Consider the following 15,143-nt stretch of genomic DNA (forward strand, 5'->3'; position numbering starts at 1 on the left):
CCCTCGACGGTTCGAATTTCTGCGCGCTGTGGTCCGCGCAGGCCGGAAGGGCCTTGGCGGCGAAGATGACGCAATGGAAAAAGGGCCCCCCGACCCTTTTGAACGTATCGATGGAGGTCTGGACCACACAGGGCCGAACGGGGGATTCTGGCCCCCGAATCGTTCGCCCGTCAGTTCGACCGCCAGAACTTCCAACGCACCTTGCGCTTCTCCGGCAGTTCTCCGCGGGCGCGGCACCATTCCGCGAACGCGGCGGCGTCTTCGCGCGCGCGAGAGCCCGCGCGACGTGGGTGTTCGACGGCGTAGGCGTCGAAGAGCGGCCGGAACCGGTCGCCGAGCTCGTCGGCGACCGCCGGTCCGAGCATCCGCACGATGCCGCGCCGTTTCGACAGCAACGCGCGGCGTTCGACACCCAGCCGTTGTTCGTCGAATCCCGCCGGAGCCGGACCGTTCGCGAGCAATGCGTTTAGCAGCTCGGTCTGCCGGGTGGCAAGCCTTTCGCGTGCAACCGAAAGTTCATTCTCGTTCACAATTTCAGCCACGGTGCTTGTCCACGACGGCGCGGATCGCGGCCAGTTCGCTCGCGATTTCGGTGTCGGACGGGTAGTTGTCGTCGCGTTCCAGCAGAACGCCGGGTGGCGCGACGCGAGAGCACAGTTCGTCCAGCACTCCGAGCACCTCCGGCAGAACCGCGTGGGCGTGCGTGTCGTGGTAGATGTCGCCGTGCTGCTCGCCGCCGGCCACGTGGACGTAGGCCAGGCGCTCCAGCGGGATCTCGTCCAGGAACCGCTCGGGGTCCGTGCCGATGTTGCGGGCGTTCGCGTACAGGTTGGCGACGTCCACCAGCAGCCAGCAGTCCGTGCGCTCCACCAGTTCGGCGAGGAACTGGCCCTCGGACAGCTCGCCGTCCGGCCACTCCAGCAGCGCGGCGACGTTCTCCAGCGCGAGCGGGACGGGCAGGTTCGCCTGGGCGAGCTTGACGTTCGCGACGAGCACGTCGAGCGCGTCCCTGGTGCGCGGCACCGGCATCAGGTGGCCGGAGTCGAGACCGCCCGCCCGCACGAAGCACACGTGGTCGCTGACCATCGGCGCGCCGACCGCCTCGGCGACCGCGCCCAGGTGCTCGACGCGGTGCAGGTCGACGGGATCCGCGCCGCCCAGCGACAGCGACACGGCGTGGGGGAGCACCGGGACGCCGCGTTCCAGCAGCAGCGTCACCGACTCCGGCAGGTGTCCGATGTGGAGGTTCTCGGCGACGACCTCGACGAAGTCCACGCCGGGCAACCGTTCCACGGTCAGGTCGATCTCCGAGCGCCAGCCGATGCCGACGCCCAGGTCCTTGATGCCCGCCATCAGTCGCCTCCACCTCCGCCGCCACAGCTGCTGCTTCCTCCACCGCAACTGCTGCCTGACGAACAACTGCTACTGCTACCACAACTGCTGCCGCCACACCCGCTGCCGCATCCCGCGGTGCTCGTCGCGGCGCCGCCGCCGGCCCTGCCCTTCCTCTTGCGGGGCAGGGTCTTGACGACGCTCTGCGGGAGGTCGAAGAGGTCACCGACCGGCCGGCCGCTGACCTTGCCGCGGAAGCCTTCCAGCGCCACCGCGATGACCCGGTCGCGCGTGCTCGCGCCCTCCAGCGCCGCCCTGCCCGCCCTGGTGAGCGGTTTCGCGCCGTACGTCCACCAGGCGGTTCCCAGGAAGCCCACCGTGCCGATGAGCAGCCACACCTGCGTGAGCGAGGCGAGGGCCAGGACACCCCCGATCACGAGGAAGATCCACCACACCGAGAGCTGGGGACGGGCCTTGCGGGTCAGCCCCTCGGCCCGCAGCCGGTCGTGCAGGTCCCGCATCTCCTTGCTCTTCGCGGCGTTGCGCACGACCGCGTCGAACCGGGCGGGCTTGTTCAGGCCGGTGAGGATGCGCACCTCGACCGGCGTGGTGGTGTCGTAGGAGCCCTGGTGCACGGCCGAGACGAGCCCGTCGCGCGACACCCGGACCAGGCCGGCGTCGAGCAACCTGGCCAGCGCCGTCTCCGCCGCCCTGCCGGGCCCGGCCGTCAGGTAGCCGATCCGCTCCGGGGGAACGCGGGTTCCCCTTTCCGTCGCCGGTGTCGCCATCAGTCTCCTCCGCCACCGCCGCAGCTGCTTCCGCCGCCGCAACTGGAACCGCTCGAACCGCCGCAGCTACTGCTGGAACCGCCGCAGCCACTGGAAGTGCTACCACATCCGCTGACGTAACCCGCCGTGCCGCACGAGCCGCCGTACGAAGAGGACCGCCGCTTGTCCTTGCGCGGCATCATCTTCACGATCGGCCGCGGGAGCTCGAAGAGCTCACCGACGCTCTCGTCGCCGACGTTGCCGGAGAACCCGTACAGCGCCACGGCGTGCACCCTGTCGTGCGCGATCACGTTCTTCAGCGCGTCTTTGCCCGCCTTGGTGACCGGGCTCCTGCCGTACTGCCAGACGAAGAACCCCAGTGCGATCGGCACCCCGAGGAAGAACGCCGGTGCCGCGAAGCCCGCCAGGGTGAGCAGACCGGCGACCGCGAGGGAGAACCACCAGCCCTCGTTGCGACGGCGCGGCCGCTGCATCAGTCCGCAGTCGAGCAGGTGCCGGTGCAGCCGCGTCATCTCGGCGCTGTTCGTGGCGGACCGCACGATCGTGGTGAAGCGGACGGAGGTCCGCGCGTGGCTCAGCATCCGCGCCTCGACCGAAGTGGTGGCGCCGTGACCGTTCTGGTGCACGGCGGAGACGAACCCGTCGCGCGAGACCCGCACCAGTCCGGCGTCGATCAGCCTGGCCAGCGCCGTCTCCGCGGCCCGCCCGGGACCGGCCGTCAGGTAGCCGGCCTCCTCCGCGGACAGCCGCGTTCCCCGCGCCGCTGTCGGTGTTTCCATCAGTTCCCCCTCTAACTGCTGGAACTGCTGCAGCTGCTGCTACTGCTGCTGCAACTCGAACTGCTGCTGCTACAACTGCTGCTACTGCTCGAACAACTGCTGCTCGAACTGCCGCAGCCGCTGGAACTGTTGCAGCTGCTGCTCGAACAGCTCGATGAACCCCCGCAGTTGTGGTGGTCCCAGTCGTAGGAGCTGCAGCTGCTCGCGACGTACGAAGTGGACGTTGCCGCGTTCATGCGCTGTTTGCCCCTGCGCAATCCGAACAACGCCACCGAGTCCGCACCGCTGCGCGGATTCCTCAGCGCGTGCATCCACACGCTCTTGCCGTTCCTGGTGAGCCTGCCCGGTTTGCGCAGCAGGATCGCGACGAACACCAGCAGTGCCGTCAGCAGGAACAGCCTCGTGTCGATCGCGAACGCGACGAAGATCGAGACGAACGCGAGCAGGAACAGCACCACCCGCAACGCGATCTTGCCGCTGCGGGGCCGTCCCCATTGGCGGTGCACCATCCCGCGCTGCACGAGGCTCTCGTGGAGGGCGCCCATCTCGTGGCTCGCCATCGCGACCTGCACGACCTGCTTGATCGGACGGGCGGTTCCCCTGAGTCCGGCGAGGACGTACGCCTCCAGCGGGCTCGAAGCGCCGTAACCGTTCTGGTGGACGGCGGTCACGAGCCCCTCGCGTGAGATGCGCACGAGACCGCCGTCCAGCAACCGGGCGAGGACGGCCTCCGCCGCCCTGCCCGGTCCCCCTGACAGGAACCCGATCTCCTCAGCGGACCACGTGGCCCGGTGAGCTGCCGAAGACTGGGACATCAGCACTCCCCTCACTGGTGTCAGTGCATCTTCGACGTGAGATCTACCCCTGGGTTCCAGTCGTTACCTGAACAGGACCGAACGAACGGATCAGCTGCCGCCGCCGCAACCCCCGCCGCAGCCGCCGCCACCGCCTCCGCCGCCACAACTGCTTCCGCTCGAACACGAAGAAGAACTGGTCGAACACGTGCTGTAGCTACCACTGCTGTAGCCGCCGGAACCGGAGGAGGCGAGCAGCGAACTGCGCACCGCCAGGTCCGGGTAGACGACGAGGCCGCCGAACAGCACAGCGCCGGCCGCGCCCGTGTACATGACCTCGTCCAGCGTCCCGGCCCGCGCCTTGGAGCTGTTGCTCGTGCGGGCGGCGTCGAGGACGCTGTTGCCCTTGCTGGTGCGCATGACCTTCTTGCCGCGGCGCGTGAGCAGCAGGATCAGCAGGCCCGTGAGGACGAGCTGGAGCGTGAGCCAGCCGATCGCGGCACCGAGCGCGATGCCGTTGACCCAGCGGGCGATCCCGATCGCGAGCAGCACCCACAGAGCGACGGATCCCTTGCGCACCGCGCTTTTCACGACGTCCGGGTTGACCAGGAGACCCATGTCCTCCAGTCGCCGGCCGATCCCCGTGACCACGTCTTCCTTGGCCACCGCGGGGATCATCAGGTTGACGGTGCGGTTGGTGTAGCGCTGGCTGTCGGTGACGACGGCGCGGTCCACCGCGTTGAGAGACTGGGTGCTGGACGTGACCTGAACGGTGCCACGCCGTGAAGTCCTGAGCTCACCCGCGGTGAGCAGCCGCGCGATGGACGTTTCGACCACGCGCCTTGGACCGCCCGCAAGATATGCGAGCTCGTCCATGTCCAGGGAGCGCACGGGCTGGGTGCTCCGACCCGCCCGCACGCGTACCCGGACGACGATCGAGACCAGCACCGCCAGCGCCAGCCCGATCCAGTACAGCTGAAGGAACTCCGGTCCGGACAACCCCCAAGGCTCCATGCGACCCACCCCCTGACTGCCCCGAAAATGCTTCGGTGAGTCAATGGTGTGGTCCGTGCCACAGGCTCACAAGCCTTGTTGACGAAGCCTTAGGGTTCTCGGCCGTCTGCCCTCGTCTTGCGCTTATGGCTCGCTCAGCGGCTAGCTGGACGAACCGCCGTCGACTCCGCTGGAGCCTTCACCGTCGGTACCGAAGAAGATCATGATGCCTCCCAGGGTGTGTCCGGCCAGGGGGTGGCCGCACTGAGCCCAGTCTCCTATTCGGACGGAACGAGTTTCAAGGAGACGGAGTTGATGCAGTACCGCTGGTCCGTCGGAGTGGGGTACCCCTCGCCCTCGAAGACGTGCCCGAGGTGGCTGTGGCACGCGGCGCAGAGCACCTCCACGCGCTTCATGCCGAGCGCGCGGTCCTCGCGCAGGATGACCGACTCACCGGCCAGCGGGGAGAAGAACGACGGCCAGCCGCAGTGCGAGTCGAACTTGGTGTCGCTGCGGAACAGTTCGGCTCCGCACGCACGGCACTCGTAGAGGCCTTCCGTCTTGGTCTCGGTGTACTCGCCGGTCCACGGACGCTCGGTGCCTGCCTGCCGCAGCACCGCGTACTCGGCGGGGTTGAGCTGGGCGCGCCATTCCTCTTCGGATCGCACGACTTTCGGGGTGGCGCCGACAACAGGTTCCATGACTCTTTATAACTCCGCGAGGGTCGTTGAGCTTCCCGGGCAGGGGTTGCCCGCTTGAGGCTGTAAGACGTCGTTAAGGAGTCGTTCTCGTTTGGTCCGGAAGGTCTGGCCGGGCCTGGGCGGTCCGGCCTGGGAGATCTGGCTCGCGCGATCTGGCTCAGAAGATGATCGCGATGATGTCGCCCAGGGCGAACCAGATCGTGAGCAGCACTCCCAGCAGGATGAGGCCCACGACGATGACGGCGACGAGCCGTTGGTGGCCCGTCGTGCGGTTCGCCGAGTCGGCGAAGTCCTGCACACCCCGCAGGTACCCCTCGACGGTGTAGCCGGGGCCCTGCCGCTGCATCCGGTCCAGGTGGTCGGCGAACGCCTTCGTCTCGGGGTCGTGGGGGTCGAGGCCGATCAGCTCCTCCTGGAACTTCTCGCTCTCGTCCTTCGAATCGCCCATAACCCCCAGCCTAGTGGGAGGGGGAGGAGGTTCCCGTGTGCCGGACGTTCACGTCGGGTGTGACGGTCAACGTTGACGCGGTGGTCGACAGGTTGATTGGCAATGTTGACTGGACGGACATGTTGACGCGTCCAGGTGCAGGTGGACGCGTCAACCCCGGATCAACCCTTGTCAGCGGCCGATCAACCTCGCGTCAACTCAACGTCGACCGATCAACCCCGCGTCAAGCCCACCTCGGTCGGATCAACCCCGCGTCAAGTCAAGGTCGACGGATCAACCCCCACATCGACTTGACGTCGACTCGACGTTGACCGATCAACCCCGTGCCGGACTCAGCTCGCGAGCGCCAGCGACGGCTTGACGGCGCCGACCGCGCGGCCGTGTCCGAGGACCGGCACCGTGGCGAGGCCCTCGACGTCGCTGACGTCCACCCCGAGGCGCTTGAGCACCGCGATGACGACGACCGCGCGGGCGCGAGACGAGCCGTCGGCGATCTTCAGGGCCACGCCCTCACCGGTGGGCAGGCCGACGGCGTAGACGCCCTCGGCGCCGTCCTTGGCGATGACGCCGGGCAGGGCGTCCATGAGCGCGGTGACGTCGCGGCCGGTGCCGCCGACCCACTGGGGGTGGGCGTTCATGGCGGCGGCGACGCGGTGTTCCAGCGTTCCCCCGGGGGCGCTGGCCAGGCGGCCGAACGCGCGGGCGAGGCCCGTGAGGCTGATGGCGAAGATGGGGGCGCCGCAGCCGTCCACGCCGACCTGGGCGACGGGCTCGCCGGCCACGTCCTCGATCGTCTCTCGGGTCGCGACCTGCAACGGGTGAGTCGGGTCCAGGTAGTCGGACGTGGACCAGCCGTTGGTCACGCAGGTGGCGAGCATGGCGGCGTGCTTGCCGGAGCAGTTCATGTACTTCGGCGCGGCGGTCAGGCCTGCGGCGAGGTGCTGGGCGCGCGCCGCCTCGCCGAGCGGCAGGTCGGGGGTGCACTGCAGGGCGTCCTCGGTCAGGCCAGCCGAGGCCAGGATCCGCAGGGCGCCGCTGACGTGGAAGTCCTCACCCGAGTGGGAGGCGCAGGCCAGGGCGAGCAGTTCGCCGTCGAGGTCCAGGCCGCTGCGCAGCATCGCGAGGGCCTGCAGGGGCTTGTTCGACGACCTCGGGAACGCGACGTCGCCGGGGCGGCCGACCGAGAGCACGGGGGAGCCGGACGGATCGGTGGCCACGACGGTGCCGTGGTGCACGGACTCCAGGAAGTCGCCCCGCCAGACCTCTGCCAGCACTTCGTGTCCCATGTCGCCCTCCCAGTCCCGAGTAAAACTGCCAACTGTCGACAGTTGACATGTTCGCTAGTTTAGCGGGAGGACGGCCGGTGCCGTCCAGATCAGGAGACGAAGGTGACACCCCCGACCCCACTGCACCTGAGCCTGGCCGGACAGGCCGTGGACGTGCTGCGCGAGCAGGTGCTCACCGGGGAGATCCCTCCCGGCTCGCGGGTCAACGAGGTCGAGGTGGCGCAGAAGCTCGGCATCAGCCGCGGTCCGCTGCGCGAGGCGATCCGGCACCTGGCCTCCGAGGGGTTGCTGACGCTGGTGCCGCACCGGGGCGCGTTCGTGCCGGACGCCAGTCCTGAGGACGTCAAGGCGCTGTTCGAGCTGCGCACCGCGCTGGAGTGCGCGGCCGCGGAGCTGGCGGCGTCGCGGCGGACCGACGTCGACCTGGTGCGGTTGCAGGACGTGTGCGCGGAGAGCCGGCGCGACTACCGGACCGGGCAGCCGTTCCCGTACCGTCTCGACCTCGCGTTCCACCGGACGCTGCTCGACGCCGCCCGCAGCCCGTACATCGCCGAGCAGGTGCGGCTCGTGCAGCAACGCGTGGTGCTCCTGCGCAGCGCGTTGGACGACGACCCGCCGCACCAGCAGGCGTCGCTGGACGACCACGACGAGCTCGTCAAGGCGATTGCGCACGGCGACGCGGCGAAGGCGTCGACGGTGATGCGCCGGCACCTCTCACGGGTGTGTGCGCAGATGCTCACGAGTTTGAACCACTAACTTCCGTGACATGACCTTCGGCGTCCGGCTCCTGCGGCACCGCAAGAGCGCCGGGCTCAGCCAGGAGGAGCTCAGCGAACGGTCCGGCGTCAGCGTCCGCGCCATCAGCGACATGGAACGCGGCCGGGCCCGTTCCCCGCAGCGCCGCACGACCGAGGCCCTGCTCGACGCGCTCGGGCTCGACGAACGCGACCGCGCCGAGCTGCGCCGCCTCGCCCGCACCGGACGGGTCGCACCGGCGAGCCCGGTCTGGTCGCTTCCGCTGTACGTGGCAGACCTCGTCGGCCGTGACGCCGAACTCGACGTCCTCGCCCGCAAGCCCCACGGGCTCGTGGTCGTTCATGGGGCCGCGGGCTCCGGTAAGACGAGTCTCGCCGTGAGGGCCGCCCATCTGCTGGAGGGTCGCTTCCCGGACGGTCAGCTGTTCATAGACCTCGAAGGCGCCGCGCAGCCACTGCAGCGGTTGCTCAAGGACCTGGGCGTACCCGCCGAGCACGTGCCCGAGGACGTCAACGGCCAGACACGGCTCTACCGGTCGTTGACAGCCGGCAAGCGCTTGCTGCTCGTACTCGACGGCGCGCGCACGGAGGACGAGATCCGCACGCTCAGGGCGGATCCTGGCTGCCTCACGATCGTCACGTCCCGCCACAGGCTCGCCGGCGTCCCGGGCGCCACCTGGCTCCGGCTCGGCGGTCTCACCGAACCGTGCGCCGTCGAGCTGCTCGCGTCGATCGTCGGAACGGACCGGGTGGACGCCGATCCCGCGAACGCACGACGGCTCGTCCGGCTGTGCGGGACGTCGCCGCTCGCCCTCCGGATCGCGGGCAACCGGCTCGCCAGCCGTCCGCGTTGGCCCCTGAGCCACCTCGTGGAGCAGATCGAGGAACGCCGCCTGGCCGCGCTCACCGCGGGCGACCTCGACGTGCGCGGAGCGTTCGAGGTGTCGCTGGCCCACCTGCCGGACCTCGCGCGGCTGCTGTTCCGGCGGCTCGGCCTGCTGGTCGGCACCCACGTCACGCCGGACCTCGCCGCCGAACTGGCCGGCCTCACCACCGCCGAGGCCGAGCAGGCGTTGGACGAGCTCGCCGACGTCAGCCTCCTCGACCCCGACGACCGCGGCTACGCGATGCACGGCCTCGTCCGCACGTTCGCGAACGGCCTGATCGACGCCACCGACGCCGGCGCGGACCGCCGGATGCTCGCCTGGCTGCTGGAGACGACGGTGGCCGCGGGCGTCCTCTTCGGGCAGACGGGCGACGCGCGGAGGGTGAGTCCGCGGCGGACGCCCTTCCCCGACGTGGCGACGGGACGGCGCTGGCTGGACGCGCACCGCGACCTGCTGCCCGAGATCGTCGAACGGGCACAGGCCAAGGACCTGCACGACGAGGTGGCCCGCGCGGCGATCGCACTCTCGCACTACGCCGCCATCGAACCCGGCCTGGTCTGGGAACGCGTCTACCGCCTCGCCCTCGCCTCCGCCCGCGAGCCGTGGCAGGAGGTCGTCGTGCTCGGCCAGCTCGGCTGGGTGCTGTTCGACGTGGCGCACCGGCCAGGACCGGCGCTGGAGGTGCTGACCCGCGCCGCACGGGTCGCGGAGGAGTCAGGGGAGACCGGGCACCTCGGCTGGGTGTGGCTGATCGCGTCCGCCGCGCACAGCGGACTCGGTCACTTCGACGAGGCCGAACGCGTGTGCCTCAAGGCGATCGACTCGATGCACGAACCCATGGACGAGCACTACGCGCGGTCCGTCCTCGGCGTGCTGTGGCGCTTGATGGACCGCCCGATCGCCGCCGTGACCGCTCACGAAGAAGTAGCGAAGGAACAACGCGCCTACGCCGGCACCATCTACGAACTCTCCGCACTGGGGCGCACGCTCGGATGGCTCGGCCTCGCGCTGATAGACGTCGACAGGCCGGACGAAGCTGTGGCGGCACTAACGGAGGCCGAGGACGTCTACAAGCGCGCACAGATGGCTTCATGGCTCGCGACGACGTCGTGGCACCGCGCCCTCGCGCACCGCGCGGCGGGCCGGCTCGCCGACTCCGACGAGGACCTGGGCCGGGCGCTCACGGGGTTCCGCGCGATCGGTGACGGCGCCGGGGAGATCGAGATCCTGCGGGCGCTCGCGGACAGCGCCGAGTCACGGGGCGACCAGAGCACGGAGCACCGTCATCTGCGAGACGCGCTCGCGGCGTGCGACCGGTGGGACACCGACGCGACCCGCGAGATCGCCGCCGAGGTGCGGAAGCGGTTGGCGGGTGGTCAGCGCAGCACGGTGCTCAGGAACGCGTCGGCGTCGAACCGCTCCGAACCGGGCGGCACGAGCCGGTAGGCGGCGTCGAGGAAGTTGCGCAGCGTGTCCCAGGGCAGCCGGAACACCGTCATGTGCCGGTCCGAGACCAGCTCCAGCAGCAGCACGCGGCTCGACAACGGCCGCAACCGCACGTCGCCGTCGCCCGCCTTCATGCCGAGGCCCTCGGCGAGCAGGTCCCTGCCCATGACCCACGTGGCGACCTTGCCTCCCGAGCGGAACCGCATCGTCACCGCGAACGGGTCTTCTGCCTGGTAGATCAGCTCGGTCTCGACCGGGGCGGTGGAGCCGTCGGGCCGGACGAAGTCGAAGACGGTGCGTGACGCGACCCGCATCGGAACTCCCCTGAGGTTTGTGATGCCTACCTAAGACATCACGTAATGGACGTCTAATTGGTTCAGAGTCTGTTGTTGTCATTACCAATTGATTGGTCGAAATCTTTTCGCGTTCGCGCGGGTGCTTCGGCGGCCGATGCTGTGCGAAGGGGCAGACCTGCGGAACTTCTGCCGGTGCTTCTGCATGGTCCCGTGCGGCCACCCGCGATTTGCTGGTCGGCATGGTCACCCCACTTCGCCCCGGCCTCGTCGGCAGCGCCGTGCGCCACGCGGGTGGGCTGCTCCTGGGCCGTGAGCGGGAGATGGCCGTGCTGACGGACGCGTTGAGCGGTGGCGCCCGGTCCTGCGTTGTGCATGGCGCGACTGGTATGGGCAAAAGCGCATTGCTGTCCGTTGCTTCTTCGATCGCGGTGCGCAGCGGGTCGCGGCCGGTGCGCGGATTGCGGGCGTTGACCGGCGTCGACCGTCACGCGGTGCTCGTGGTGGACGACGTCGAACGGCTTTCCGGCGACGAGGCCGAACGGCTGGCGCGATTCCGGGGCGCGGTGCTGCTCGCGGGGGACTGCGATCCGGACGTCCTGCCCTTCGTCGACGCCGTGCGGGTGCCGTTGCGGCCGATCGGCGCCGAGGCCGTGGCGGAGATGATCCGGCGGCGGTTCGACGCGGAGGCGCCTTCTGACGTGGCCGCGCTGTGTCTGGAGTTCAGCGGCGGCGCGCCCGGCGTGCTGAGCGACGTGCTGGACGTGGTGCCGGACCTGGACTCGCTGCGCGACGTGCTGCCCGGGCTGCGGCTGCCGCGCCTGCTGCGGGCCGTGCGGCGGAGCTGGGAGGTGCTGGACGCCGAGGCGGTGGCCGTCGCCCGCGCGCTGGCCGTGCTCGGGACCGCGTCGCCGGACGTGCTGTGCGAGGTCGCGGGAACGGGATCGTTCCGGACGCTGGCCGCGTTCGAACGGCTCGTCGACGCACGTCTCGCCGTCGCCGGCCCGATGCGCGTGCGTTCGCCGGCACTGAGCCACGCGATCCGGCACGAGATGGCACCCGAAGACCGCGAACGCCTGCACCGCGCGGCCGCCGGGGTCTTGCACCGGCGATGTGATCCGTCCGCCGCCGAACATGTGGTGGCGTGCGCGGAACCCGTCGGGTCCTGGGCGGTTCCGGTGCTGCGCGACGCGGCACGCGTGCACCGGGCGGGCGGACGGCCCGAGCAGGCGATCAGGCATCTGCGCGCCGCCCTGCGCGAACCGCCGGCCGGTGAGGCGGAGCGGGTGGCGGTGGCGATGGCGGATCTCCACCTGCGGTGCGGGATCGCGCCCCGAGCAGGCGAGCTCGCCCGGCAACGCGGCGCTTTGGGGGAGTGGTTCGACGCCGTCGTCCTCGACTGGCAGTGCGACGAGGACCTGCTCGGCTTCGCGAGCACTCCAGTCCTTCCCGACGATCCCGAACGGGTGCTGCGTGACCTTCCGGAGAGCGGACCGCGAGTCGTCTCGCTGGCGCTGGCCGGATTCGGGCTCCTGCAACGGGGTTCCGAGAAGGTCGTGCTGGATCTTGCGCCACAACTCCGCCCGCGTCTCGCCGGCGCGGAGCGGGACTGGCTGACAGCGCTGGAGATGTGGGCGCTGCGCGACGACCACACCGCGGTGTCCCGGCTGATGCGCGAACTCGCCCAAGCGTCACCGTTGCGCGGCTGCGTGGCGTTGGGCGCGGCGGCGTTCGTGGCGTCCTGTGTGGATGTTGGACGGCCCGGTGAGGCGCGGGAGATGTTGGTACGGCTCGGTTACACGGGATCGTTGCCGCCGGTGTGGACGTGCACGACGTTGTTGACGCAACGCGCCCGCATGCATCTCGCCCTCGGCGCTCCTCGTGCCGCACTGGCCGACGCTGAACGGGCGGGAGCCACCGAGCTTGCGGACCAGGCGAGGGCGGCACTGGTCCACCGGCCACGCCCGATGCGGTCGGCGGCGTGGGACGGGCTGACACCGCACGAGTCGCGAATCGTCTCGCTGGCGCTGGAAGGCGAGACGAACCGCGCCATCGCCGAGAGGTTCAACGTCACGCCACGAGCGGTCGAACTGCACCTCACCCGCGTCTACCGCAAGGTCGGCATCAGCAGGCGAGTGCAGCTCTCGTCCGTCTTCGGCACCGCCTAGAGCAGACCGGACCGCAGCGCCCACGCCACCGCGTGCACCCGGTTGCGCAGCCCGAACCGTTCCAGCAACTGGTGCAGCGCGTACTTCACGGTCCGTTCCGAGCAGAACAGCCGCGCGGCGACCTCCGCGATCGTCGCCCCGTCGGCCAGCAGCCGCAGCAGCTGCAGGTCGCGGTCGTTGAGCACCGGCGCGCGTTCCTGCACGGCCTGGCCGCCGACGAGCAGTCTGGTCAGGCGTTCGGCGTTGACGTCGGCCCGCCGCAACGGGACCGCGAGGCCCGCCTGGGCCGCGATCGACGGGGTGAGGTCGTGCACGCGGGCGGCGATCACCACGATCCTGGACGAGCCGCAGGCGCGCAGCCGTGCGGCCTGTTGCGCGCACAGCTCGTTCACCAGCGCCAGCAACACGTGCGCGTCCGTGCGGTCCTGCACCACCCGCACGCGCGGCGAGCTCTTCAACAGGTGCGTCACACCGGCCGCGCTGATCAGGTCTCGGGACTCCACCGCCACGCGCACCGGTTCGATCCCGGAGTCCGCGGTCGCCAGGGCAGCACTCATGACACGATCGTGCGGATTCTCAGCGGCCGTCCACTTCGGAAAACCGAACCCATCCGATCAGCACCTGTTCACCGTTCGCGAAGGTGCGGAACTCGCCGGTCGGCCAGCGCTCGATCCGCAGCTCGTCGCCGGGGGTCACGGGCGCGGTGAACCGGGCGTGCAGCTCGGTGAAGTCCAGGCCGCTCACGGTGATCCCGAGCGTGCACAGGCCGTGCAGGATGGGACGGGCGAACCCGGCTCGTCGCGCGAAATCCCGGTCGTGGTGCATCGGGTTCACGTCGCCGGTCTCGCGGTACCGCAACGCCTGGTCGCGCGTGGTCTGGAAGAAGCTGATCTCGTGGAGCTCCTCGGGGACGGTGAACCGGCGCGTCGCACCGCGTTCGCCGCCGAACCCGCCCTCGCCCTTGATGAAGCACGACGAGCGGGTGGTCGCGTGGTCCGACTCCCACCTGCTGACCACGAGAGCGCCGGAGTCCTTGTCGTGGATGTGCTCGACCGTCTTGGTGACGATGGACGACCCGTGCGCGGGCAGCCTGCCGTGCAGCCACAACGACTGCTCGGCGTGCAGCACCTGCGTCATGTCGGCGCCGGTCAGCCCGAGCTGCGGGCCGCCGTGCTGCAGCAACGGGATGGCGAACGCGGCGGAGTAGCCGCCGGTCGCCGCCGCGTACACCTCGGCGTCGCCTGCCGACCAGGTGCGCACCTGTCGTTCGACGACGCCGAGGATCGTGTGGTCGAGCACTAGCCCAGTGTGCCCCGGATGCTCGCGTGGCCCTTCAACAGGTTGCGGGCGATCGTGCGGCGCTGGATCTCGTCGGTGCCCTCGTAGATGCGCAGCAGCCGCAGCTCGCGGTACCAGCGCTCGATCGGCAGCTCGCGGGTGTAGCCCATGCCGCCGTGGATCTGCAGCACGCGGTCGACGATCTCGTTGGCCTTGATGCCGCCGTAGAGCTTCGCGATCGACTGCGCCTGCCGCGAGTCCTTCTTCTGGTCGACGAGCCACGCGGCGTGCAGCACGAGCCAGCGCAGCGCCTCGATCTCGACGGCCGAGTCGGCGATCATCCACTGGATGGCCTGGTACTCGGCGATGGGCTGGCCGAACGTGACGCGGTTCTTGGCCTGCTCGATCGCCATCTCGACCAGGCGTTCCACCGACCCGAGCGCGCGGGCGGGCAGCAGGTAGCGGCCCTGGCCGATCCACTGCATGGCCAGGTTGAAGCCCTTGCCCTCCTCACCGAGGATGTTCTCGTGCGGCACGCGGACGTTGTCGAACACGAGCGCCGCCGGACCCCACTGGCCCATGGTCGGGATGGGCTCGGACTTCCAGCCCATGTCGCGGTCGACGAGGAAGCACGTGACGCCGCCGTCGGCGCCCTTCTCCTTGTCCGTCACCGCGAACACCATCACGAAGTCGGCCTCGTTGCCCTGCGTGATGAACGTCTTCTCGCCGTTGATCACCCACTCGTCGCCGTCGCGGACGGCGGTGGTGCGGATGGCCTTGGCGTCACTGCCGGCGCCGGGCTCGGTGATCGCGAAGCACGAGACGCGTTCACCGGAGATCGTCGGCAGCAGGTAGCGCTGCTTCTGCTCCTCGTTGCCGTGGAACAGGATGTTGTCCGCGTAGCCGCCGAAGCGGAACGGCACGAAGCTGCGGCCCAGCTCGGCCTCCAGGAGCGCCGTCATCACCGCGCCGAGGCCCATGCCGCCGTACTCCTGCGGCGTCAGCACGCCGAAGAACCCGGCCTGCTTCGCCTTGTCCTGCAGCGCCTTCAGCTCCTCGCGGGTGAGACCCGGCTGGCCCGCGCGTTCGCGGCGCAGCACCTCGGGCTCCAGCGGGATGATCTCCTTGCGCACGAAGGTCCGCACCCAGTCGCGGATCTCCTTCTGCTCCTCGTCGAGCGTGAAGTCCATTGCTT

The 15,143-nt window shown here is 69.9% G+C and carries 16 protein-coding genes; 3 read left to right on the forward strand and 13 right to left on the reverse strand.

The features are described from left to right. Window positions 1-170: 170 nt before the first annotated feature. From ACFWN2_RS25295 to ACFWN2_RS25335, 9 genes are all read right to left on the reverse strand, one after another. The gene (locus ACFWN2_RS25295) at window positions 171-542 is read right to left on the reverse strand and encodes a hypothetical protein (protein ID WP_382431279.1); all 372 of its coding nucleotides are present in this window, start codon (window positions 540-542) and stop codon (window positions 171-173) included. Beyond that, window positions 535-1,353, reverse strand: coding sequence for a DUF692 domain-containing protein (locus ACFWN2_RS25300; RefSeq protein WP_382431281.1), 819 nt, complete (start codon window positions 1,351-1,353; stop codon window positions 535-537). The genes ACFWN2_RS25295 and ACFWN2_RS25300 overlap by 8 nt, the downstream gene beginning before the upstream one ends. Next, window positions 1,353-2,120 carry a TIGR04222 domain-containing membrane protein gene (locus tag ACFWN2_RS25305; RefSeq protein WP_382431283.1) on the reverse strand — a complete coding sequence of 256 codons (768 nt, stop codon included), beginning with the start codon at window positions 2,118-2,120 and terminating at the stop codon, window positions 1,353-1,355. Before ACFWN2_RS25305 ends, ACFWN2_RS25300 begins: the two co-directional genes overlap by 1 nt. Next, entirely contained in the window at window positions 2,120-2,899 is a 780-nt protein-coding gene (locus ACFWN2_RS25310; RefSeq protein WP_382431285.1) for a TIGR04222 domain-containing membrane protein, read from the reverse strand. Before ACFWN2_RS25310 ends, ACFWN2_RS25305 begins: the two co-directional genes overlap by 1 nt. Window positions 2,900-2,910: 11 nt before the next feature. Beyond that, complete coding sequence (locus ACFWN2_RS25315) at window positions 2,911-3,714, reverse strand: TIGR04222 domain-containing membrane protein (protein WP_382431287.1); 804 nt, start codon at window positions 3,712-3,714, stop codon at window positions 2,911-2,913. A gap of 90 nt (window positions 3,715-3,804) precedes the next feature. Next, window positions 3,805-4,707, reverse strand: a complete 903-nt coding sequence (locus ACFWN2_RS25320) for a TIGR04222 domain-containing membrane protein (protein WP_382431289.1) — start codon at window positions 4,705-4,707, stop codon at window positions 3,805-3,807. Window positions 4,708-4,964: 257 nt separating this feature from the next. Continuing rightward, on the reverse strand, window positions 4,965-5,387 hold the full coding sequence (gene msrB / locus ACFWN2_RS25325) for a peptide-methionine (R)-S-oxide reductase MsrB (RefSeq protein WP_382431291.1): 423 nt from the start codon (window positions 5,385-5,387) through the stop codon (window positions 4,965-4,967). A 157-nt stretch (window positions 5,388-5,544) separates the two neighbouring features. Further along, window positions 5,545-5,835: a hypothetical protein gene (locus ACFWN2_RS25330; protein ID WP_382431293.1), complete on the reverse strand. Its 291-nt coding sequence runs from the start codon at window positions 5,833-5,835 to the stop codon at window positions 5,545-5,547. Between the two features lie 332 nt (window positions 5,836-6,167). Further along, entirely contained in the window at window positions 6,168-7,121 is a 954-nt protein-coding gene (locus ACFWN2_RS25335; RefSeq protein ID WP_382431295.1) for an asparaginase, read from the reverse strand. A 102-nt stretch (window positions 7,122-7,223) separates the two neighbouring features. Here ACFWN2_RS25335 and ACFWN2_RS25340 point away from each other — a divergent pair, with 102 nt between their 5' ends. Together ACFWN2_RS25340 and ACFWN2_RS25345 are read left to right on the forward strand one after the other, a co-directional pair. Continuing rightward, the gene (locus tag ACFWN2_RS25340; RefSeq protein ID WP_382431297.1) at window positions 7,224-7,877 is read left to right on the forward strand and encodes a GntR family transcriptional regulator; all 654 of its coding nucleotides are present in this window, start codon (window positions 7,224-7,226) and stop codon (window positions 7,875-7,877) included. A gap of 10 nt (window positions 7,878-7,887) precedes the next feature. Further along, window positions 7,888-10,209 carry a helix-turn-helix domain-containing protein gene (locus ACFWN2_RS25345; RefSeq protein WP_382431299.1) on the forward strand — a complete coding sequence of 774 codons (2,322 nt, stop codon included), beginning with the start codon at window positions 7,888-7,890 and terminating at the stop codon, window positions 10,207-10,209. Here ACFWN2_RS25345 and ACFWN2_RS25350 read toward each other — a convergent pair. Next, complete coding sequence (locus tag ACFWN2_RS25350) at window positions 10,140-10,523, reverse strand: SsgA family sporulation/cell division regulator (RefSeq protein ID WP_382431301.1); 384 nt, start codon at window positions 10,521-10,523, stop codon at window positions 10,140-10,142. The genes ACFWN2_RS25345 and ACFWN2_RS25350 overlap by 70 nt on opposite strands. 221 nt (window positions 10,524-10,744) lie before the next feature. Here ACFWN2_RS25350 and ACFWN2_RS25355 point away from each other — a divergent pair, with 221 nt between their 5' ends. Beyond that, window positions 10,745-12,670: a LuxR C-terminal-related transcriptional regulator gene (locus tag ACFWN2_RS25355; protein WP_382431303.1), complete on the forward strand. Its 1,926-nt coding sequence runs from the start codon at window positions 10,745-10,747 to the stop codon at window positions 12,668-12,670. Here the strand turns inward: ACFWN2_RS25355 and ACFWN2_RS25360 are convergent. From ACFWN2_RS25360 to ACFWN2_RS25370, 3 genes are read right to left on the reverse strand one after another with little or no spacing between them, the layout of a single operon-like run. After that, on the reverse strand, window positions 12,667-13,227 hold the full coding sequence (locus ACFWN2_RS25360) for a LuxR C-terminal-related transcriptional regulator (protein WP_382431305.1): 561 nt from the start codon (window positions 13,225-13,227) through the stop codon (window positions 12,667-12,669). The two genes, ACFWN2_RS25355 and ACFWN2_RS25360, sit on opposite strands and share 4 nt — an antisense overlap. Before the next feature lie 19 nt (window positions 13,228-13,246). Then, on the reverse strand, window positions 13,247-13,969 hold the full coding sequence (locus ACFWN2_RS25365; protein ID WP_382431307.1) for a MaoC/PaaZ C-terminal domain-containing protein: 723 nt from the start codon (window positions 13,967-13,969) through the stop codon (window positions 13,247-13,249). Continuing rightward, complete coding sequence (locus ACFWN2_RS25370) at window positions 13,969-15,138, reverse strand: acyl-CoA dehydrogenase family protein (protein ID WP_382431309.1); 1,170 nt, start codon at window positions 15,136-15,138, stop codon at window positions 13,969-13,971. The genes ACFWN2_RS25365 and ACFWN2_RS25370 overlap by 1 nt, the downstream gene beginning before the upstream one ends. Window positions 15,139-15,143 lie beyond the last annotated feature (5 nt).

Source organism: Lentzea sp. NPDC058436 (assembly GCF_042721515.1).
In the GTDB taxonomy this organism is placed as follows: Bacteria; Actinomycetota; Actinomycetes; order Mycobacteriales; family Pseudonocardiaceae; genus Lentzea.